Source organism: Jejuia pallidilutea (assembly GCF_002973595.1).
GTDB lineage: Bacteria > Bacteroidota > Bacteroidia > Flavobacteriales > Flavobacteriaceae > Jejuia > Jejuia pallidilutea.
In genome coordinates this window covers 78,425-99,084 of record NZ_PVEO01000003.1, presented here as the reverse complement: position 1 = coordinate 99,084, position 20,660 = coordinate 78,425, and the positions used below count along the sequence as shown (strand labels likewise).

The following is a 20,660-nucleotide window of genomic DNA, read 5'->3' as shown; positions in this document are numbered from 1 at the left end:
CTACCTGTTAAAGAACTCTTAATATTTTGATTGCCTGTTTATAATTTTTACTGCCTGTTCTATCCAGTCAGAATCATAGTTTAAATACATATCTGGAGTAACACCGACAGACTCAAAAGGCAGATATTCTTTATGTCTTTTAGATGTTATTATACCTAAAAATTTACCGCACGGCAGTGGATTGGAAATATTCTTCTTTAATTCATAAGTTAATGTTCCCTGAGTTTTATCTCCTAGAATTTTGGTGTTAGGAAGCTTTTTTAACTTCACTGCAAATTGTTCTGCATTACTAGCGGTGTTATGATTTATTAATACAAACATATTGTTGTTTGCAGAATATTGAGTTAAAATTTCTAATAAAACATCAGAATTGCGTTCGCCACCTCCTGTATTATCCCGTAAATCGACAATTAAATTTTCTTTTGATAATGAATTTTCCAGGGTTTTATAAAATGCTTCAGCATCCGACAATACTGGATAAAAAGAATTAAAACTTCCAGATTTTATATAGGTTGTTTTATCGTTTAACTCTTTTCTTATGAATAAAGAGTCGCGTGATGGTGCTAAGTGATATGGTTTAATATCTTGGTTTTTTCGTAATCCTAGTTTTAAAAACATCCCATTTTTTATACGTTCGGACACGGCCACCATGCGTTTGTTTTTTTGCTGACCAAAAATGGCAAGCATTAAATCTTCTCCATAAGGAATTAAGGTATACATAATTTCTCCACTGTTCCAGTTTTCCAACTCAGATTCCAAGATAATACCTAGATAATCTTGGTTATGTTTGTAAACACCCAAGGTTACATAATTTGGAAGCTTATAAACCCCTTCAATATCCTTAAAAGGACGTTTGGATAATTCTTGTTTCAAACTATCTAAACTTATCGTTGTGTTGGTCATATGTTGTCCTTTACTTTCGGGCATTCCAAAAACGTTTATATGATTGTCATTAACAGCTAATGCCAATTTGTTAAGCAAAACCAAACATTCATAATCAGATGTTATCGTATTTAATTTTGAACTTAAATTTTGAAATATTTTTTGATAAGCCGCCTTGCTATCCTTATAAGCGGGTGTTTTCTGAAGTAATATATCTAAGGCGTTAAAATCTTTAGAACAGTTACAAGATTGAGCATTTATAGCGCCAATCCATAAAAAATTGATAACGATAAGGATACTGAATTGATAGCGTTTAGTCATTTAGCTTTTTTTGTTAATATATAAAATGTTGCATTAATCCTTGTACATCCCAATATATAATTCACCTTTATCATTCATGGAAGCGCGATACATACCAGACGTGTTAAATTCCATTACCATGTTGCCATGTTTATCAATAGCGATAATACCACCATTACCTTCACCGTTTCCAATACTAGGCAGTTTATTTTGAATTACTTCTTTTGAAGCTTCTGCTAAGGAAAGTCCTTTGTATGCCATTAGTGCAGAAATATCGTATGCTACCATGCCTCGAATAAAGTATTCTCCCCAACCCGTGCTAGATACGGCGCAAGTAGTGTTATTGGCGTACGTGCCTGCCCCAATTATAGGCGCATCGCCTATGCGTCCCCAGCGTTTATTCGTCATACCGCCTGTTGAGGTGCCTGCGGCTAAATTACCATGCTTATCTAAAGCGGCACAACCTACAGTTCCAAATTTAGTATCTTTTAATGTTTCATCATAAAATGAGGCTATTTTATTGTTTTCAGAAGCTTTAACCCGCTCAAGAGATTTCATTCTACTTTCGGTATAGAAATAATTTGGGTCTACAATTTCTAAACCTTGTTCTTTTGCAAAGACTTCGGCACCTTTTCCAGAAAGCATTACATGAGGTGAGTTTTCCATAACGGCTCGTGCCAAATTAATGGGGTGCTTTACAGTTTTAGTTCCTGCTGAAGCTCCAGCATTTAGCGTTTTGCCATCCATAATAGACGCATCGTGTTCATTATAACCTTCGTGCGTAAACACAGCACCTTTTCCTGCGTTAAACAATGGCGAATCTTCCATAACATTTATTGTTTTTTCTACAGCATCTAAACTAGTGCCGCCGTTTTTTAAAATAGTGTAGCCAACACGAATAGCCTCTTCAAGCTTTTGTTTATAAGCAGCTTCTTTTTCAGGAGTCATATTTTCTTTTTTAATCGTTCCTGCGCCACCATGTATTACAATAGAGAATTGTATTTTTTCGGTTGTTTCTGCTTCAGTATTGGGTGCTATTTTCACTTCATTTTTACATGAAAAGATTAGTGTGATAGTACATAAATAAAAGAAGATATTTTTCATAAAAAAGAGCTATTGTTTATTGCACTAAAGTTACTCATTTTATCATTAGCAAAATTTAATAAAATCGACTTTTTATTGGTATATTCGTAAATAATTTCAATTTAACTGGTAAATCAATAATAAATGAGCAAAATAGCAACCGATTTTGGTATAGATAGCGCACTTAAAATTTTAGGTATAAACAACATAAACGATGGTACTTCAACAGGTTCAGACAGGTTTTCAAATGGTGAAATTATTGAGAGCTATTCTCCAGTTGATGGTGCATTAATTGGAAAAGTAAAAGCTACGACTAAAGAGGATTATAATAAAGTAATGCAAGCTGCAACGTCTGCTTTTGAAATATGGCGGAGTATGCCTGCACCACAGCGGGGAGATATTGTACGCCAGTTTGGAGATAAATTGCGCGAAAAGAAAGAGGCTTTAGGAAAGTTGGTGTCTTATGAAATGGGTAAAAGCTACCAAGAAGGATTGGGCGAGGTACAGGAAATGATAGATATTTGCGATTTTGCCGTTGGTTTGTCTAGACAACTTCACGGACTAACCATGCACTCCGAACGTCCTGGGCATCGTATGTACGAGCAATATCATCCGCTTGGTGTGGTGGGTATTATTTCAGCTTTTAATTTTCCTGTGGCAGTTTGGTCGTGGAATACCGCTTTAGCTTGGGTTTGTGGTGATGTATGTGTGTGGAAACCTTCTGAAAAAGTGCCATTATGTGGTGTGGCTTGTCAAAACATAGCAGCAGAGGTCTTCGCCAAAAATAAGTTGCCAGAAGGTATTTCGTGCTTAATAAATGGCGATTATAAAGTGGGGGAATTTATGACAAAGGATACTAGAATTCCATTAATTTCTGCAACCGGTTCCACTAGAATGGGCAAAATTGTTGCTAAAGAAGTTGCAGGACGTTTAGGGAAATCGCTTTTAGAGTTGGGTGGCAATAACGCTATAATTGTAACACCTGATGCTGATATAAAAATGACGGTAATAGGAGCTGTTTTTGGAGCCGTGGGTACTGCAGGACAACGTTGCACTTCAACACGCCGTTTAATTATTCACGAATCTATTTACGATAAAGTAAAAAATGCTGTAGTTGATGCTTACAAGCAATTGCGCATTGGGAATCCGCTAGATGAAAATAATCATGTAGGGCCTTTAATTGATACTGATGCGGTAAACATGTATAAGAATGCCTTAAAAAACGTAGTTGAAGAAGGCGGAACCATAATTGTTGAAGGCGGTGTACTTTCAGGCGAAGGTTTTGAAAGTGGTTGCTACGTTAAACCTGCAATTGCAGAGGCTAAACCAGAATTTAAAATTGTACAGCATGAAACATTTGCCCCTGTTTTATATTTGCTAAAATATTCTGGAGGTATTGAAAATGCCATAGCTATTCAAAACAATGTTGCACAAGGGTTATCGTCTGCTATTATGACGAACAACCTTCGTGAAGCAGAACATTTTTTATCTGTAGCGGGAAGTGATTGTGGTATAGCCAACGTAAATATTGGAACCTCGGGTGCAGAAATAGGTGGTGCTTTTGGAGGGGAAAAAGATACTGGAGGTGGTCGTGAATCTGGCTCTGATGCTTGGAAAATTTACATGCGCAGACAAACCAATACCATAAACTATACTACTGAGTTGCCATTGGCACAGGGCATTAAGTTTGATTTGTAGGTTTCTAAAAAATGTAACATCTAGAAAACGTTTTAAAACTGAAGCGGTTTTTTATATCTTAATGTACAAGATTAAACCTTTTTACTTTATTTAAGTCTAATAGCTTAGTAATCAATATCGATGAGGTTTATAATTTTCAGCATATGAAAGCGAAACACATTCAGCATTTATACAGGCGTATTGGCTTTGGAATTCTACCATCCCAACTTAATAAACTCTCAAAAGAAAGTAAGAAGAAAATTGTTGAACATATTTTTAAAACTTCACAGTCTTTTAAAGCGCTTAAAGTAGATACTTCAGAGATAACCGATGTTTTCGTCACATCAATGAATGGGAAAAAGTTAGAGCCAGAAGTACGACGAAAAATTCAAAAAATAAGCCGACAAAAGCAGATAGAACTTAACATCGCTTGGATTGATAGGCTTGCAACTTCAGAACAAGTACTTCGAGAAAAAATGACCCTATTTTGGGCCAATCATTTTGTTTGTGAAGATAATAACATCGTATATATTCAAAAATTTAATAATACACTTCGCAAACATGCACTTGGTAATTTTAGGGAGTTTGTAAACGCCATTTCTAAAGAAGCGGCCATGACAAAATACCTTAATACCAAACAAAATAAAAAGCAAAAGCCTAACGAGAATTTTGCTCGTGAGCTAATGGAATTATTCACTTTGGGAGAAGGCCATTATACCGAAAATGATATTAAAGAAAGTGCCAAAGCTTTTACAGGATATTCCCATAATTTAAACGGCGACTTTGTGTTTAGAAAACGCCAGCACGACGCTAATAATAAAACCTTTTTTGGTAAAACAGGTAATTTTACTGGCGAAGATATTATCGATATAATTTTAGAGCAAAAACAATGCGCCACATACATTTGTAGTAAGATATATAGCTATTTTGTTAACGATAGCGTTAATAAAAACCATGTATTAGCTATGGCAGATGTATTTTATAAAGATTACAATATTGAAAATGTTATGAAATTCATGCTAATGTCTGATTGGTTTTATGATGAAGAAAACTTAGGGAATAAAATAAAATCGCCAATAGAGTTTTTAGTAGGTATAAAAACACTGGTGCCAACCAATTTTAAAAAGCCAAAACAGTTAATTTATATGCAACGTTTGTTGGGGCAAACTTTATTAGATCCGCCAAATGTTGCTGGCTGGAAAGGTGGCCGAAATTGGATAGATAGCAATACCATTGTGCTCCGTTTAAAACTGCCTTCATTGTTGTTAAACAGTGCTTATATTTCAAATGTTAAAAACGGAAATGAAGACGTAATGATGACTACCAAAAAAGAGCAATTCAAGAAAAAATATGGTAAACGCTTTAGTACAGAAACTAATTGGAATTATTTTGAAACACACTTTAAACATGTGAAGATAAGTGATATGAGTGCCCATATTTTAGCATGTGAAATAAATGATAATGCTAAGGCGTATTTGCAATCTTTAGAAAAAGTTTCAAAGCAAGAGTATTGTATACAGCTTATGTCGTTGCCCGAATATCAAATGTGTTAATAAAAAGAAGTTCGCCCATGTATAACTTCGGGGTATCTGTTAAAATTATCAATCCCGAAAATAAGGAAATCTAAATACAGAATTTTTCCTAAAAAAATGATTTGTTTATGGACAGAAGAAAATTTTTAAAGCAGTCATCCTTAGCCAGTAGCTTATTTTTCGTGCCTAGTTTTGTAAGGGCTTTTGAAGAAGTAGCTAGCAACAAGCTAGGGTATAAACGTTTGGTAATCATTCAACTTTCAGGTGGAAACGATGGGCTAAACACTATTGTGCCTTTTAGGAATGACATTTATTATAAAGAACGCCCAACGCTAAGTATTGCTAAAACCGATGTGATAAAATTAACGGACGAGGTTGGTTTAAATCCTAGTTTAACGCCTTTAAAACGACTTTATGATAAAGGGTATTTATCTATTATAAACAATGTAGGCTATCCCAATCCGGTACGTTCTCATTTCAGGTCCATGGATATCTGGCAAACCGCAACAGATTCTGATACATTCTCACAAAGCGGATGGGTAGGGCGCTATCTAGATAATTATGGTAAACAACCTTACAGTGCCATTGAGATAGACGAAAGCTTATCGCTTGCCATGAAAGGAGAAACCATAAATGCTATAGCCACTAAAGACGCCAAAGCATTTTATAACTTAGCTAGAGACCCTTACTTTAAAAACATTTATAACCACCAAAACGATACGCATTTAAGCGAGCATAACTTGGGGTATTTATACAAATCTATGATTGCGGCCCAATCTTCTGCAAAATACATATATGAAACAAGTAAAACGGTTTCTTCGTTGCAGGAATATCCGCAAAACAAGTTTGGTAAGCAATTAAAAACCACGGCGCAGTTTATAAATTCTGGATTAGAAACCAAGGTGTTTTATACATCGCTAAATGGTTTCGATACACATGCAAATCAACTGAATACGCAAAAACGTTTGCTAAAGCAATATGCTGAAGGTATTGAGGCTTTTGTAAAAGATCTTAAAAACAATGGCACGTTTAAGGATACGCTAATATTAACATTTTCAGAGTTTGGGCGTCGCGTAAAACAAAATGCCAGTGTTGGTACAGACCACGGAACCGCAAACAATGTTTTTGTTATAGGTGAAAATCTAAAAAAACAGGGGTTTTATAATAATGTGGCTAGCTTAAACAACTTAGATGAAAATGGCGATTTAAAATTCGAAATAGATTTTAGAACAATTTATGCCACGGTTCTAGATAAATGGTTAGAGGTAGATGATAAAAAAGTACTCAATAAATCCTTTAGTCAGTTAAATTTTATTTAAAATAATTTTGGCGTTACCCGCCTTAGGTTGGGTCGGGCTTTCCGTTATATCTTTTTAAAAGCGTTATTGCAAGTATTTAAAGACAACGCAGTCTTGAAAAAACAAGGTGCAAACTCAATTCATCAGCTTACTAAACTTTAAAAAGGATGCCACTTCAATCCCTAACGCACCTTATCTGCTAACTAAATACTAATTCATTTTTAAATATTACCGTGCTTTCTTTGGTGCGATTATTGCTATCTTTAATGCATTAATTATTAAAATGAAATTAAGAAAACTCTCTTTACGCACTCGCATCTTTATAGTAATGATTGTGCTGGTACTAATAGCTTCTGTACTTATTGCAGCGGTAGCCATATACCAATATAACGAAGAAACTACCGATTATCACACACAGCGATTAGAACGTAAAGAGCAAAACATAAAAACACATTTAAAGCGGGTGCTAAATGGCAGGCAAAATACTTGGGAAGTAAAAACCAGAAATATTCCATTAATATTTAAAGACGAAATAAGTAGTATTGCCGATATCCATAAATTACAAATTAACCTTTACGATTTAGAAGGTAATTTACTTATTACATCTAAAGCCGATTTAAAGCCTGACGAAGAAGATAAATGTATAGATACAGAAATATTAAATGCCATTTCTAATACAGCAGACCATAGGTATGTAGATAAACTTACCGAAAACGGGCAAACATACCAGTCGTCTTACATTTTTATTTACGATAATAAGTTTAAGCCTTTGGCCATCTTAAATTTACCCTATTTAGAACGCGACGATTTTCTATCAAAAGAACTCAATGAATTTTTAGGTAGGTTAGGTATCGCTTATTTATTTGTTTTAATTATTGCCATTGGGATCGCATTTTTGTTATCAAAATACATCACAAAATCATTAAAAACCATTAGCGATAAAATTATTGCAACCCGATTGGAAAAACGTAACGAAAAAATTGTAATAGAAGATTCTAGTCAGGAAATTTCAACCCTTGTAGATTCTTACAACAGTATGATTGATGAACTAGAGGATAGCGCAGTAAAATTAGCACGAAGCGAACGTGAGCAGGCATGGCGTGAAATGGCAAAACAAGTGGCACATGAAATTAAAAATCCGTTAACACCAATGCGACTTACAGTGCAAAACTTTCAAAGAAAGTTCGATCCTAACGATGAAAATATTACAACCAAAGTTGCAGAATACAGTAAAACACTAATACAACAAATTGATACGATGAGCTCTATAGCTTCGGCATTTTCTAATTTCGCAAAAATGCCAGCACAACAAAACGAAACACTTAATGTTGTAGAAATCACTAAACTTGCCCTCGATATATTTAATGAAAAGTATATTATATTTACTTCAGATACTGATAAAATTATTGCAAAGTTTGATAGAACACAGCTTATTAGAGTAGTTACCAATTTGGTTAAAAATGGTATTCAAGCCATTCCTAACGATAAAACGCCTCAAGTTTTAGTAAATGTAGCACAAAACGACGCTAATGTTATTATAACCGTAGCCGACAATGGTATTGGTGTTTTAGAAGAAAACAAAGAAAAAATATTTGAGCCTAAATTCACTACCAAAAGTAGCGGAATGGGGCTTGGTTTAGCCATGGTAAAAAATATAGTTGAAACCTATAAAGGCACTATTTCCTTTACTACAAAAGCTGGTGGAGGTACTGTATTTAAAGTGGTGTTTCCTAAAAACGAACCTTAATAAAAATAGATAAAAAATGACATATAAAAACTTAATTGTAAATTCAGAAAACTACATTACTACAATTATTATAAACCGCCCCAAAAAGCTTAATGCCTTAAACCAAGAGACCATTAAAGAATTACATGAAGCTTTTAAGGCTGCAGATAAAGATAAAGCCACTAAAGTAATTGTTGTAACAGGTAGCGGTGAAAAAGCCTTTGTTGCAGGAGCAGATATTAGTGAGTTTGCAGATTTTACAGTAGAGGAAGGCACACATTTGGCAGCAAACGGACAAAACATACTTTTCGATTTTGTAGATAACCTTGCTACACCAGTAATAGCAGCAGTTAATGGTTTTGCACTTGGCGGTGGGTTAGAATTAGCTATGGCCTGCCATTTTAGAGTAGCTAGCGATAATGCTAAAATGGGCTTACCCGAAGTATCCTTAGGCGTAATTCCTGGATATGGTGGTACACAACGGTTAACACAACTAGTTGGGAAAGGGCGTGCCATGGAAATGATTATGACCGCGGGTATGATAGATGCCAACAAAGCCTTAGGTTATGGTTTGGTAAACCATGTAGTACCACAAGACGAACTTTTAGAATTGTGTAACACCATTGCTGCAAAAATTATTAAAAATTCTTCTGTAGCTATTAGTGGCGCTATAAGAGCTGTAAATGCTAATTTTAAAGAAGGCGAAAACGGTTACCAAACAGAAATCACAGAGTTTGGAAATTGCTTTGGAACAGAAGATTTTCAAGAAGGCACTACTGCATTTTTAGAAAAGCGTAAGGCAGCGTTTCCTGGAAGATAATCGTCATTCTTAATAAAGTTTCACCTATTCTAATTGGTAATTTTTAAAAAAATCCCACATTAGTTTGCTTGCATTAAAATGTCTTGTTATTTCAACTCCAGAGAATGCTTGTCCATCTGGCCAGGAATGACTGCCGTCTTTACTAACGTATAATTCTATTAAAACATTTTCATTACAGTCTGAATATCTAAAATGATCATAAGTGGTTGAATTGCTAAAAAGCGTTTCTTTAATAATATCACAGCCATATTGATTCGCTATTAACGTTAAAGTATCTTCAACCGAAGGAAAATTATTGTTTATGTTAGGGGCATCAGACAATCCGCCATTGTAAGGCGCAGTTGGGTCTAGATAAGAATGAAAGTGAATTATAGGGACATTTCTTGTTGGATTAAAAGGAAAGCTTTGAAGCACCCCCGCAACCGAAGATACGGCTGCAAATTTGTTTGGCAACTCATTTGCTAATCTGTAGGCTAATTGCCCGCCGTTGGAAAAACCAGTTGCATAAACTCTTTTTGCGTCAATGGGTAATTCATTTTTTAATTTTTCTAATAAGGCATCTATAAATCCAACATCGTTAGTGTTTAATAAAGTAGCCGATGGACAACAGTCTCCAGCATTCCAAGTTCTAAACCCAAGGGTTCTTATGCCTTCAGGATAAACAACAATAAAATTTTCATCATCTGAAAGTTCAGAAAGTTCAGATTGTCCCATAACACCTTCATAACCTAATACACCACCACCGTGCATAGCAAAAATTAACGGGTATTTTTTGGTATCGTTATAATTTGCCGGTAAATGAACAAAATATGTTCTCTCAGCACCATCAAAAATTAAACTGTCGTAGAATTCTAGATCTATTCTGGGTTCATTTTTATTGTCAGAATTGTCACAATTCAAACAACAAAACAAAACTAGGAGTAAGTATAAGTTTTTCATTAAATTAAGATCAAGGTTTAGGGCGTAAAGAGCTATAAATTCTTAACAAACTTACAATAAGTAGTTTTTATTATTAACCTTAACGAATTTCATCAAAATTTCTCACAAAATCAACTTAAACATTAAAGAAATTTGTTAGTAACCCATTTTTAATTTAACATTTTCTAATGTAAATTATAATTAATTTTAAACGCTTCAACTGTTTTTAACTCACAATCTTATTAAAATGAACTCTACATCTACTATAAAAGGACGTGGCGCCCAACTAAACGTTCCTAATCGTTTTTTTGAATTACAGCACGAAATGCGCGACGACTTCTTGGAGTTTTGTAGAAAAGAAGACGAAGCACCTTCTAAAAATAAGACCAAATTTCTTGAAGTATTTCCTAAAACTATTGTAAATAAAGTAACAAGTCCAGATGTAGGGATGGCATATTCTATGAATGTGTATCAAGGCTGCGAACACGGTTGTATTTATTGTTATGCCAGAAATACGCACGAGTTTTGGGGCTACAGTGCAGGATTAGACTTTGAAAGGCGAATTCTAGTAAAAAAAACAGCGCCTAAGCTGTTAGAAGCACATTTGAAAAATAAAAATTGGAAAGCACAACCTATTGTAATGTCTGGAAATACCGATTGCTACCAACCTGCCGAAAGCAAGTATAAAATTACAAGAGCTTGTTTAAAAGCTTTTTTAAACTATAAACACCCTGTTGGAATTATTACTAAAAATGCGTTGATTTTAAGAGATTTAGATCTTTTAAAAGCCCTGGCTAAAGATAATTTAATTGGTGTAAACATATCTATAACTTCGCTCTCTGAAGATACCAGACGAGCTTTAGAACCCAGAACAGCTACTATAAAAAAGCGTTTAGAAACCGTTAAAATACTTAGTGAAAATGGAATTCCCGTAAATGTTATGATGGCGCCAATTATTCCAGGAATAAACAGTCATGAAATTTTATCTTTAGCTAAAGCGGCTTCTGAACATGGTGCAGTTTCTATTGGCCATACAATTGTAAGATTAAATGGTGCAATAGGTGAAATATTTACAGATTGGATTAAAAAAACAATGCCAGATCGTGCCGAAAAAGTACTGCACCAAATAGAAAGTTGCCATGGCGGTTCTTTAAATAATAGTCGTTTTGGTTCTAGAATGCGAGGTGAAGGTAAAATAGCTGAACAGATAAATACCCTTGTAAAATTAGCGCAACACAAATATTTTAGAGACAAAAAAATGCCCAAACTTAATTTGGCTTTGTATGAGCCATATAAAGATGGGCAACTTAAATTGTTTTAATGTGCTTAAGATTTAATTGCTAGCCTTAATTTTTTTGAGCTTAAAAGCTTGAAATCTCTTAAGTTAAGGGTTGTGGTTCTGTTGAACTTTTTTTCCTTTTGTATTTGATTGCAGTAGTAGATTTGTGAGATAAACATAATATTGAATTTTATTAATAGGCCTTTTTAAAGGTGGCGTCTTGAAAAAAAGCGGGCATCGCTACCCGCTCTTCAAATGTTTGAGTTAGTGTTATTATTAAATGAATTTAACAAATTCTCTTCCTTCAGACTTGAAAACTATTTTGTATTTTCCTTCCTCGAAATCGCCCAATTCGTAAACTCTTTCAATATTTTTAGTGTTAGCAATTGTCTCATTATGAATTAATTGATAAGACTCAGTGAAAACACCACCATCGTAATACACTTCTATTTCAAGAGGCATTTCGTTTAGCGAAAGTTGGTTTATAAAAACCATATTTCCTCTGGTGTGCGTAGATGGTTTGAAAAAAGTTTTTGCTAATTCCTTATTAAAGCTAACTTCGTTAGCTTTAACTTCAAAAGGAATAGTAGATATTTCCATATCTTTCTCTAATTCAAAAAAGTAACTGCCATCTGGAAGCGATGTTAAGTCAAAACCTTTAGAGTAAGTGCCTTTACGTTGAATGGTTTCTTTATATAGTACCATGCCGTTTTCGTCTTTAATTTTAAAAAGGTTACCTACTTTAACATCTGCTAAAGTTAGTACTGTCTTTTTTGCATCATTTTCTGTAATTGTAAATGATTTTTCGTTTGCGTATCCCATAACCGTAGACATAATTGCTACCATTAAGAATACTTTTTTTAAGTTGTTCATTACGTTTTTCATGATTTGGATTTATTAATGTTTTACAGGTCAAAACTACAACAAAGGAGAACGGTGTAAAACATTGATATTGACTAATTTATATGCAAAATTACCCGTTAAATCTATGTTATTTTTAAGTAAAGTCAATATACTATTATGTAGGGTTAATATTATATATTTTGGCTTTTTTTAGGTTGTAAATTTTGATGACACGTATTAATAAAATAGTATTGAAATTAGATTTACAAGCGCTGGGTTTTTGTAAGTTATATTTGGCACACAATAACTATTTATTATGTTTCTCTAAAAAGTGTTTCTTGTTAAATAAAGTTTTAGTGTTTTATGCTTAGTAGCAAAAACTAATCTAACAAAATGCTTAAGTTAATTTTCATTTTTAAAATGAAGGAAGGGCAAAATAGCAAGCTTAAGTAGTATTAAGAGTGGAGTAACCAATTGTTGTATTGAAATTCTATAAAACTTTACTTAGCAGATTTTGTTAAATAGTAGTACTAAAGTTTGGCTAATTCTTTAACAGAAAAACATATTTTCACCATTGTGTGTTAAAGGGTAATACGCCAAAAAATATAATACCTAATTACGGTTTAGGTAAAATTAAAGCAAAAAAAAGTGGGCCACCACAGCCCACTTAAACCAACTAAACTAAATAAGACATTAAAATTAATTATTAATGTATTCTGTATGTGTTCTACCTTGCGAGTAGTACACTATTTTGTAATTTCCTTTTTTCGATAATTTGTAAATACGCTCTAAACTTTTAGTGTTTTCTACCTTTTCTTTATATACCAACTCATAGTTGTTATTAAAGTATTCAAAAGAATAATCATCAGCTTCTTTGTAAATTTCAATATCTAGATCTTCGTTATTTAAAGCTAATTTAGTTACATAAACTAAATCTTCTTTTACTCTAGTAACTGGCTTAAAAAACACAGATTCGCTTTCTTTGTTGAAACTTACTTTAGTTGAAGACACTGTAAAAGGCATTACCTTAATTTCTACATCTTTTTCAAGTTCAATAACATAATTTCCGTTTGGTAAAGCAGTTAAATCGAAGCCTTTAGAATAAACACCTTTTTGTGCCATAACTTCTTTGTAAAGAATAATACCATTTGCATCTTTAATAGTTAACAAGTTTCCTTGTTTAACATTTAATGTTATAGCTGTTGTTTTAGCGTCTTTATTAATAATGTTTTTAGAATTGTCATTTTTAGCGTAACCTGCAACCGTAGCCATTATTGCTACCATTACCATTACTTTTTTTGGAGTACTAAATACGTTTTTCATCATTTTCATTTGTTCATTAAATTCTACACTGCAAAGATATGCCCCTTATACGCTTAAGAAAACATCAATTTTGGCTTATTTATATGCTATTTTAACTGTTAAGTTAATGTTAACTACATGTTAAGTTAAAATAGCATATATTTAAGGTAAAAAAATATATAATGTGTGCATAATAAGTAGTAAATTTGCTTTAAAATCGCGCAATGATCATCAAGAAACCTACATTAGAAAAGCTAACCCCCAGTTTTGGTAGTTCCATGCTGGTAAGACAGCATATGGATAAGGTAGATAGGCAGAATGCCTTTTGGCACTTTCACCCCGAATTAGAGCTTGTTTACGTTAATAAAGGACAAGGAAAAACGCATATAGGTAATCATCTATCTTATTTTAATAACAGTCAATTAATATTAATAGGGGCTAATTTACCGCACAATGGTTTTGCAGACAGGTTAACTGCAAATGGATCTGAAACAACGGTACAGTTTAAATCTGATTTTTTGGGAGATCATTTTGTTAATGTACCAGAAATGGCCAACGTTCTAGCATTATTTACAAGAGCAGAAAAAGGCATTCGCTTTGGTATTGAAACTAAAAAAATAGTAGGTCCTAAAATAGATATGCTCCTGGAGTTACAAGGATTAAAACGCGTTATTCTTTTTTTAGAGATACTAGACTATTTGGCCAACACAGAAGATTACATACTTTTAAATGCCGATGGTATTGCTTTTGAAACCAATCCGCAAGACAGCGAAAAAATTAAAATAATATATAAATACATAAATGCAAATTTCCAAGACCACATTACCCTAGAAGAAATTGCAGATAAAGTAAGTATGACGGTGCCAGCCTTTTGTCGTTATTTTAAAAAAACCACAGGCAAAACCTTTACACAAATGGTAAACGAGTACCGTATAGTGCACGCTACAAAACTTCTAAACGAAAGCCAAATGAGTATAGCAGACATTTGTTACGAATGTGGTTTTAACAACTTCTCGCATTTTAACAAACAGTTTAACGAGATTACAGGAAAGAGCGCCTCGCAATACCGTAAAGAAATAAGGCACATTATTCAGTAAGTGTTTTAGTTTTTTTGGCGCTCCCACGCAAAGGCGTGGTCGGGCTTTCGGGAGTCGCTTCCCGCAAAAGGCGGGAGAGCTTCAACAAATCCCTCAATCCCTAGCGTGGGTGTATCTGTAAAAACCAGTATTAAACCCAAGCAAAAAGAAGTGTTGCATTATACTTTTCCGTTCCATTCAGCATAAAACTGTTGTAAATACGCTTGCATAAACTCATGGCGCTTTACCGCAAGCGATTTGCCAGTTTTAGTATTCATTTTATCCTTTAAGAGCAGTAATTTTTCGTAAAAGTGATTTATGGTAGGTGCGGTAGAAGCTTTGTAAGCTTCCTTGGTCATATTTAAATTTGGGGGAATCTCAGGGTTATAAATTGCTCTGTTTTTAAAACCGCCATAGTTAAAAGTGCGTGCAATACCAATAGCCCCAATGGCATCCAGTCTGTCAGCATCTTGAACCACATCCAACTCAGCAGATTTAAATTTTTGCTTACCTTCTAAACCAGATTTAAAAGAAATATTTTTAATAATTTGTACAACATGTTCAATAATAGCAGAATCTACGTTTTGTTTAAATAAAAACTCCCTAGCTAATTTAGGGCCTATGCTTTCATCGCCATTATAAAATTTGCTATCTGCAATATCGTGTAATAATGCACCAAGTGCTACAACAAACTCATCAACAGGTTCACTTTTGGCAATTAGCATGCTGTTTTTGTAAACACGCTCTATATGAAACCAGTCGTGCCCACCTTCAGCATTAGCAAGTGTTTGCTTTACAAAAGTTATGGTTTTTTTTAAGATGTCTTCAGTAGGCACAATATTTATCTAATAACAGCAGGTTCAACCCACTTAAATTGAAACGAGTTTTCGGGTATTTTCATACGTTCAGATAAACGATACATTCTTGCTGGTAGTTTCATAAGGTAATCTCTAGCCTTTTCAGCCTCTTCAGTAAGATTGGTTATCTTATCAATTTCCCAGCGTTCAATAAGTTTTTGTAAAATATCTACATAATCGGTTGATGTGTATACGCCAATGCGTTGCGCAGTATTAGAAAACTCTTCGAAAGCAGAACTAATTTTTCCACCAGATTCTCTTAAAAAATGGGCTGGCATCGTAATTTTTTGCTTCATCATATAATGAAACGCTAACATCATTTGGCTTGGGTCTACCTTAAATATACGTTCTACAAATTCAGAGTATGCGTGGTGGTGGCGCATTTCGTCTCCAGAAATAATTTGGCACATTTTTGCTAAACGTTTGTTACCTCGTTTTTTTGCAATTTTTGCTACACGATTATGGGATATGTAGGTTGCTAATTCTTGAAAACTCGTATATACAAAGTTTTTATAGGGGTCTCTGTCTGTGCCAATATCAAAACCATCGGCAATTAAATATTGGGTGGTTTTTTCAATTTCTTTCATATTTACACGACCCGATAGGTATAAATATTTGTTTAATACATCGCCATGGCGGTTTTCTTCTGCAGTCCAGTGCTTTACCCATTTGCTCCAACCATTTCCGCCACCATCTACTTGGTTTACGCCTTCAACATCCATTAACCACGATTCGTAGGTTGGTAAAGCTTCTTCGGTAATCATATCGCCCACCAAAACTACCCAAAAATCGTAGGGTAGTTCTTTGGCTAGTTCTTGTATTTCTTTTATTTCTTCAAAAAAAGTATCTTTTTCAGAGTTTGGTAAAAAGTCGGTAGGTTGCCATATTTTATCAATAGGTATTAAATATTTATCCATTAAGGAGGCCACGTCTTTTTCTAAAAACTCCATAACTTCCAATCTTACATTCTTCAACGACATAATAATATATTTTAAGGGTGAATATGAGCTTTAATTGTATGTTCTACTTGCTCAATAAGTGCTTTTTTATCTGTAAAGGTAGCTAATTTTAAAGGTTTGTGCACAGTAAATTTAACATGTGCGCCTAAACCCATGGGAAACTGCCCATAACGTTGCATTTTCCAGGAATTATTTATAGAAATAGGAACAACTAGGGCAGATGGTACTTTTTTAAACATAATTTCTAAGCCTTTGGTTTGAAAAGGTTTTGGTGTACCATCCTTACTGCGTGTGCCTTCTGGAAAAATTACAGCTGCTCTTTTTGTGTTTTCTATGTATTCGCCAAATTTCATAATGGCAGGAAGCGACTGCCTAGGGTTTTTCCTGTCTATTAACACCGAGCCTCCATGGCGTAAGTTGTATGATACGCTAGGAATACCTTTACCTAATTCAATTTTACTAATAAACTTAGCATGGTGCTTTCGCATAAACCACATAATAGGGGAAATATCGTATAAACTTTGGTGGTTAGCTACAATTATAAGCGGCGTGTTTGTGGGTATACTATGCGGATTGTTAAACGAAAAGCGTGTTCCTAAAATATTGGCACATCGCATTAAAAAGAATTGTAATACATCTACACTTTTTTTATGGGCATAATACCCAAAAACATTAAAACAAAACCATTGAATGGGGTGAAAAATAACTAAAGTTAACCCAAAAAAAATGTAATAAACAACCGATATAGGATATGAGAGTAGTTTTTGCATGTTTCAAAATTAATGTAATCTCAAATAAAGACATAAAAAAACCACGATTTTGTCGTGGTTTAATTTTTATGTGAACTATGTTGTACGAAAACCTGAAATTTGTAATGTTATTGTAAAATACTCACTGTGCACTTCTGTCTTCGCAACAACAAATGCTAGCAATGCTCGTTGTAGGCATCTTTTAGGTTTTCTGCAATAAGCTCAGCAGGTCTTCCTTCTATATGATGGCGCTCTAACATATGAACCAATTCTCCATTTTTAAATAAGGCCATACTTGGCGAACTTGGTGGAAATGGCACCATGTACTCTCTTGCTTTTTCTACAGCTTCTCTATCTACACCCGCAAATACAGTTGTTATGTTATCAGGGCGCTTTGTGTTTTGTAAACTCATTCTAGCACCTGGTCTTGCGTTTGCCGCTGCACAACCACAAACAGAATTTACAACAATTAAGGTTGTACCTTCTTTAGCTATGGCCGCCTCTACAGCCTCTGCAGTATGTAATTCTTCAAACCCAACATTGGTTAAGTCCTCACGCATTGGTTTTACTAATTCTGCTGGATACATATTTTTAAATTTTAATAGTTAACTTTTTTTAGAGTTGCAAAGATACCAATTGTGTAACAAAATTATGAATCAATCAACTAACAAATATTATATTTGGCGATAAACAAAATTTATTCTTACATGAGTTTTTCAAAATGGATTGGAGGTGCTTTAGGATGGTCTTTTGGCGGACCTATTGGCGCTATAATTGGGTTGGCAATTGGCAGTGTTATAGATTCTATGGCAAATGGTAGTGATAATCCACTTATAGGAGAACGAAAATCTACAACAGGTAGGAGAACAACTTACAGAAGCCCCAATAAACAACGGCCACAAACCCAATCGGGAGATTTTGAGGTAAGCTTACTAGTTCTAGCTTCGGTTGTTATAAAAGCTGATGGCAAACAAGACCAGCGTGAATTAGACTTTGTACGCCAACAATTTGTAAATATGTATGGTAAAGACCGTGCAAACCATGCTTTTAAATTGTTTAAGGGTATTAGTAAACAATATATTTCTTTAAGACCGGTTTGCTTACAAATTAAGCAAATGATGGATCATCCGTCGCGCCTACAACTCATTCATTTTTTATTCGGAATTGCTAAAGCCGATGGAACCGTTACCCAAGATGAAGAACGGCAAATCTATACCATAGCAGGCTATTTGGGTATTAGCACTAAAGATTATGAGAGTATTAAAGCTATGTTTTACAACAGTAAAGACAATGCTTATAAAATTTTGGAGATTGAAAAAGATGCAACTGTAGACGAGATTAAGCGTGCTTACCGAAAAATGGCGAAAAAATACCACCCCGATCGCGTTATACATTTAGGAAAAGAACACCAAGAAGGTGCCGAAGAAAAATTTAGACAAGTGCAAGAAGCTTATGAACAGTTACAGAATGAGTTGCGGTTTTAAGCTTTAAAATCAACTAAAACTCCAGATAGTATTACGGCAACTATAAGTACTACTAAAAAAGCAGCTACTATAATGGTGCCTGTCTTAGTAATTTTATCTTTTTGGAAGATGTAATTTCGTTTGTTATCCTCATCTTCTTTTACAAATTCAAAATTTCCTTTTTCTTTTTTCATAATTGTATTAATGTTTTATTTTGATAGTTACACTAATTTAATGGAAATTGAATATTAGCTTTTGTTTGAATAATATTTATATTAACTCAAATAACAGAACGGAAGTATAGCGGTGTGTTTATGCGAGTTTAGGATAAAAAAAACCAGCTAAACGAGAGATGAATAGCTGGTTAAGAAGCATTGTTGTTGATAATAGTTATTTGCTTTTGTAAATTTTAGTGGTATCGCCTTTGTCAAATACCATTACTAATTGGTCTTTATCGTTTGTGTATACCGATTTTAATTCCCATCCACTTTCTTTTGATGCTTCTAATAAACACTTTCTTACGTCAGGGTTATAAAGATTTAAATCAGTATTAATAATATCTTCAGCATTTACGCTAATAGACAATAAAATCATTGCACTTGCGATTAGTATTTTTTTCATATTGGGACTTTTTTAAAGATTACAATTTATATGCAAGTTTACTGCACATATCGGCAATTTTTAAAAATATTAGGTGATTGTATATTTATAAACGTTTAACAAACCATGCACCCTATAAAGTGCCTTTTTGTCCGATAAACAACTTAATGCTGCTTGGTGGTTAATCGATAAATTTTATTAGGGATTGTTCCTTGCTCACCTCTAATAGTATGGTTTTGCCAAGAATAAGTGCGCGATTGTCTTTTTCATGGCCAGCTTTCATATTAAATGCAATTGGGAAATTATATTCAGAGAGCGCATCTAAAATTAATTGCTCTACAGAAGTACCCCAAGGCGTAGTATTCTTTTTAATTTTGGTCATATCACCAATAATTAATCCTTTGCATCCATCGAAATATCCAGCGCGTTTTAAGCTTTGTAACATACGATCTATATGGTACTTATATTCCCCAATTTCTTCAATAAATACTATTTTACCAGAAGTATCAATACTGGTTTTAGAACCCAGCATGGTGTGTAAAATGGTTAGGTTGCCACCCACCAAAGGAGCGGAAACCGTACCGGGTTGGTTGTATTTAGAGCCTTTTAAAGTATAGCTTAACTGCTCTCCAAAAATAGCATCCTTAAATGAAGAAATGGTTGCCGCAATAGTTTCTGCATTATCTTGTAAACTCGTACACATCATAGCGTGTAGTGATTGAAATCCTAAATTTTGTACTTCGCAATGAATGGCAGTAATATCAGAATACCCAATAATCCATTTAGGGTTTTCTTTAAATTTAGTCCAGTTTAACTTATCCAATATTCTTACGCTACCATAACCACCGCGGGCGCTCCAAATGGCACTTATAGTTTTATTATCTAATGCATTTTGAAAATCTTCACAACGTTCGTCGTCTGTTCCTGCAAAATGAGCTCCTTTATTATAAACATACTTGCCCATAACCACATGTAATCCCCAGCTTTTTAAAAGGGCTTTTGCTTTGTTTATCTCGCCTTCCCTATTTTTTAATATTCCTGCGGGAGCAACAATAGCAACAGTATCGCCCTGTTTTAAGAATGGTGGTTGTTTTAAACTCATATTGTGTTTAGGTAATACTTTTTGTTGTGAGAATGCTATTGTATTTCCGAAGAAAAAAATAACACAATACACACTTAATGTTAGTAGGTTTTTCAACATAATGTAAATGTACATTTTTTTTCTAAAAAGCTCTTAAAATGTGTACTTTTACGGCTTGAAAATGATACGTCATTCCGAGAAAAGCATGGTAATCT

At 34.0% G+C, this 20,660-nt stretch carries 20 protein-coding genes; 8 read left to right on the top strand and 12 right to left on the bottom strand.

Annotated features, from left to right (window positions below; genetic code table 11):
• Positions 1 to 18: 18 nt before the first annotated feature.
• Positions 19 to 1,203: a S41 family peptidase gene (locus CLV33_RS06490; protein ID WP_105473213.1), complete on the bottom strand. Its 1,185-nt coding sequence runs from the start codon at positions 1,201 to 1,203 to the stop codon at positions 19 to 21.
• 33 nt (positions 1,204 to 1,236) lie between these two features.
• Complete coding sequence (locus CLV33_RS06485) at positions 1,237 to 2,286, bottom strand: isoaspartyl peptidase/L-asparaginase family protein (RefSeq protein ID WP_105473212.1); 1,050 nt, start codon at positions 2,284 to 2,286, stop codon at positions 1,237 to 1,239.
• Positions 2,287 to 2,409: 123 nt separating this feature from the next.
• Here CLV33_RS06485 and amaB point away from each other — a divergent pair, with 123 nt between their 5' ends.
• The 5 genes from amaB to CLV33_RS06460 all read left to right on the top strand — a co-directional run bounded on the left by amaB (position 2,410) and on the right by CLV33_RS06460 (position 9,318).
• Positions 2,410 to 3,963, top strand: a complete 1,554-nt coding sequence (gene amaB / locus CLV33_RS06480; RefSeq protein ID WP_105473211.1) for an L-piperidine-6-carboxylate dehydrogenase — start codon at positions 2,410 to 2,412, stop codon at positions 3,961 to 3,963.
• 143 nt (positions 3,964 to 4,106) lie between these two features.
• A complete protein-coding gene (locus CLV33_RS06475) occupies positions 4,107 to 5,495 on the top strand; it encodes a DUF1800 domain-containing protein (RefSeq protein ID WP_105473210.1) in 1,389 nt (462 codons plus the stop codon).
• Between the two features lie 107 nt (positions 5,496 to 5,602).
• Positions 5,603 to 6,793 carry a DUF1501 domain-containing protein gene (locus CLV33_RS06470; protein WP_105473209.1) on the top strand — a complete coding sequence of 397 codons (1,191 nt, stop codon included), beginning with the start codon at positions 5,603 to 5,605 and terminating at the stop codon, positions 6,791 to 6,793.
• Positions 6,794 to 7,055: 262 nt separating this feature from the next.
• The gene (locus CLV33_RS06465; protein WP_081956166.1) at positions 7,056 to 8,519 is read left to right on the top strand and encodes a sensor histidine kinase; all 1,464 of its coding nucleotides are present in this window, start codon (positions 7,056 to 7,058) and stop codon (positions 8,517 to 8,519) included.
• A 16-nt stretch (positions 8,520 to 8,535) separates the two neighbouring features.
• Positions 8,536 to 9,318: an enoyl-CoA hydratase/isomerase family protein gene (locus tag CLV33_RS06460; protein ID WP_105473208.1), complete on the top strand. Its 783-nt coding sequence runs from the start codon at positions 8,536 to 8,538 to the stop codon at positions 9,316 to 9,318.
• A 24-nt stretch (positions 9,319 to 9,342) separates the two neighbouring features.
• Here CLV33_RS06460 and CLV33_RS06455 read toward each other — a convergent pair whose 3' ends face one another.
• The gene (locus CLV33_RS06455) at positions 9,343 to 10,257 is read right to left on the bottom strand and encodes an alpha/beta hydrolase family esterase (RefSeq protein ID WP_105473207.1); all 915 of its coding nucleotides are present in this window, start codon (positions 10,255 to 10,257) and stop codon (positions 9,343 to 9,345) included.
• A 226-nt stretch (positions 10,258 to 10,483) separates the two neighbouring features.
• On the opposite strand from CLV33_RS06455, the gene CLV33_RS06450 reads away from it, so the two are divergent.
• On the top strand, positions 10,484 to 11,557 hold the full coding sequence (locus CLV33_RS06450) for a PA0069 family radical SAM protein (protein WP_105473206.1): 1,074 nt from the start codon (positions 10,484 to 10,486) through the stop codon (positions 11,555 to 11,557).
• A 234-nt stretch (positions 11,558 to 11,791) separates the two neighbouring features.
• Here the strand turns inward: CLV33_RS06450 and CLV33_RS06445 are convergent, their stop codons facing one another.
• Both CLV33_RS06445 and CLV33_RS06440 read right to left on the bottom strand, forming a co-directional pair.
• Positions 11,792 to 12,400 carry a hypothetical protein gene (locus CLV33_RS06445; RefSeq protein WP_105473205.1) on the bottom strand — a complete coding sequence of 203 codons (609 nt, stop codon included), beginning with the start codon at positions 12,398 to 12,400 and terminating at the stop codon, positions 11,792 to 11,794.
• A gap of 657 nt (positions 12,401 to 13,057) precedes the next feature.
• A complete protein-coding gene (locus tag CLV33_RS06440; protein ID WP_146109715.1) occupies positions 13,058 to 13,684 on the bottom strand; it encodes a hypothetical protein in 627 nt (208 codons plus the stop codon).
• A 200-nt stretch (positions 13,685 to 13,884) separates the two neighbouring features.
• On the opposite strand from CLV33_RS06440, the gene CLV33_RS06435 reads away from it, so the two are divergent.
• Positions 13,885 to 14,757, top strand: a complete 873-nt coding sequence (locus CLV33_RS06435) for an AraC family transcriptional regulator (protein WP_042240567.1) — start codon at positions 13,885 to 13,887, stop codon at positions 14,755 to 14,757.
• 158 nt (positions 14,758 to 14,915) lie between these two features.
• On the opposite strand, the gene CLV33_RS06430 is transcribed toward CLV33_RS06435, so the two are convergent.
• The 4 genes from CLV33_RS06430 to CLV33_RS06415 all read right to left on the bottom strand — a co-directional run bounded on the left by CLV33_RS06430 (position 14,916) and on the right by CLV33_RS06415 (position 17,888).
• Positions 14,916 to 15,581, bottom strand: coding sequence for an HD domain-containing protein (locus CLV33_RS06430; protein ID WP_394340400.1), 666 nt, complete (start codon positions 15,579 to 15,581; stop codon positions 14,916 to 14,918).
• On the bottom strand, positions 15,578 to 16,573 hold the full coding sequence (locus CLV33_RS06425; RefSeq protein WP_042240574.1) for an acyl-ACP desaturase: 996 nt from the start codon (positions 16,571 to 16,573) through the stop codon (positions 15,578 to 15,580). Before CLV33_RS06425 ends, CLV33_RS06430 begins: the two co-directional genes overlap by 4 nt.
• A gap of 11 nt (positions 16,574 to 16,584) precedes the next feature.
• Positions 16,585 to 17,322 carry a lysophospholipid acyltransferase family protein gene (locus CLV33_RS06420; protein WP_042247963.1) on the bottom strand — a complete coding sequence of 246 codons (738 nt, stop codon included), beginning with the start codon at positions 17,320 to 17,322 and terminating at the stop codon, positions 16,585 to 16,587.
• 155 nt (positions 17,323 to 17,477) lie between these two features.
• Entirely contained in the window at positions 17,478 to 17,888 is a 411-nt protein-coding gene (locus tag CLV33_RS06415; RefSeq protein WP_045371522.1) for a BrxA/BrxB family bacilliredoxin, read from the bottom strand.
• A gap of 120 nt (positions 17,889 to 18,008) precedes the next feature.
• Here CLV33_RS06415 and CLV33_RS06410 point away from each other — a divergent pair, with 120 nt between their 5' ends.
• A complete protein-coding gene (locus CLV33_RS06410) occupies positions 18,009 to 18,785 on the top strand; it encodes a TerB family tellurite resistance protein (RefSeq protein WP_105473202.1) in 777 nt (258 codons plus the stop codon).
• Here the strand turns inward: CLV33_RS06410 and CLV33_RS17510 are convergent.
• The 3 genes from CLV33_RS17510 to CLV33_RS06400 all read right to left on the bottom strand — a co-directional run bounded on the left by CLV33_RS17510 (position 18,782) and on the right by CLV33_RS06400 (position 20,565).
• Positions 18,782 to 18,958 (bottom strand): hypothetical protein, encoded by a 177-nt coding sequence (locus CLV33_RS17510; RefSeq protein ID WP_153802218.1) that lies wholly within the window; start codon positions 18,956 to 18,958, stop codon positions 18,782 to 18,784. The genes CLV33_RS06410 and CLV33_RS17510 overlap by 4 nt on opposite strands.
• A gap of 196 nt (positions 18,959 to 19,154) precedes the next feature.
• On the bottom strand, positions 19,155 to 19,385 hold the full coding sequence (locus tag CLV33_RS06405) for a hypothetical protein (protein WP_105473201.1): 231 nt from the start codon (positions 19,383 to 19,385) through the stop codon (positions 19,155 to 19,157).
• 160 nt (positions 19,386 to 19,545) lie between these two features.
• The gene (locus CLV33_RS06400) at positions 19,546 to 20,565 is read right to left on the bottom strand and encodes a S66 peptidase family protein (RefSeq protein WP_105473420.1); all 1,020 of its coding nucleotides are present in this window, start codon (positions 20,563 to 20,565) and stop codon (positions 19,546 to 19,548) included.
• Positions 20,566 to 20,660: the final 95 nt, after the last annotated feature.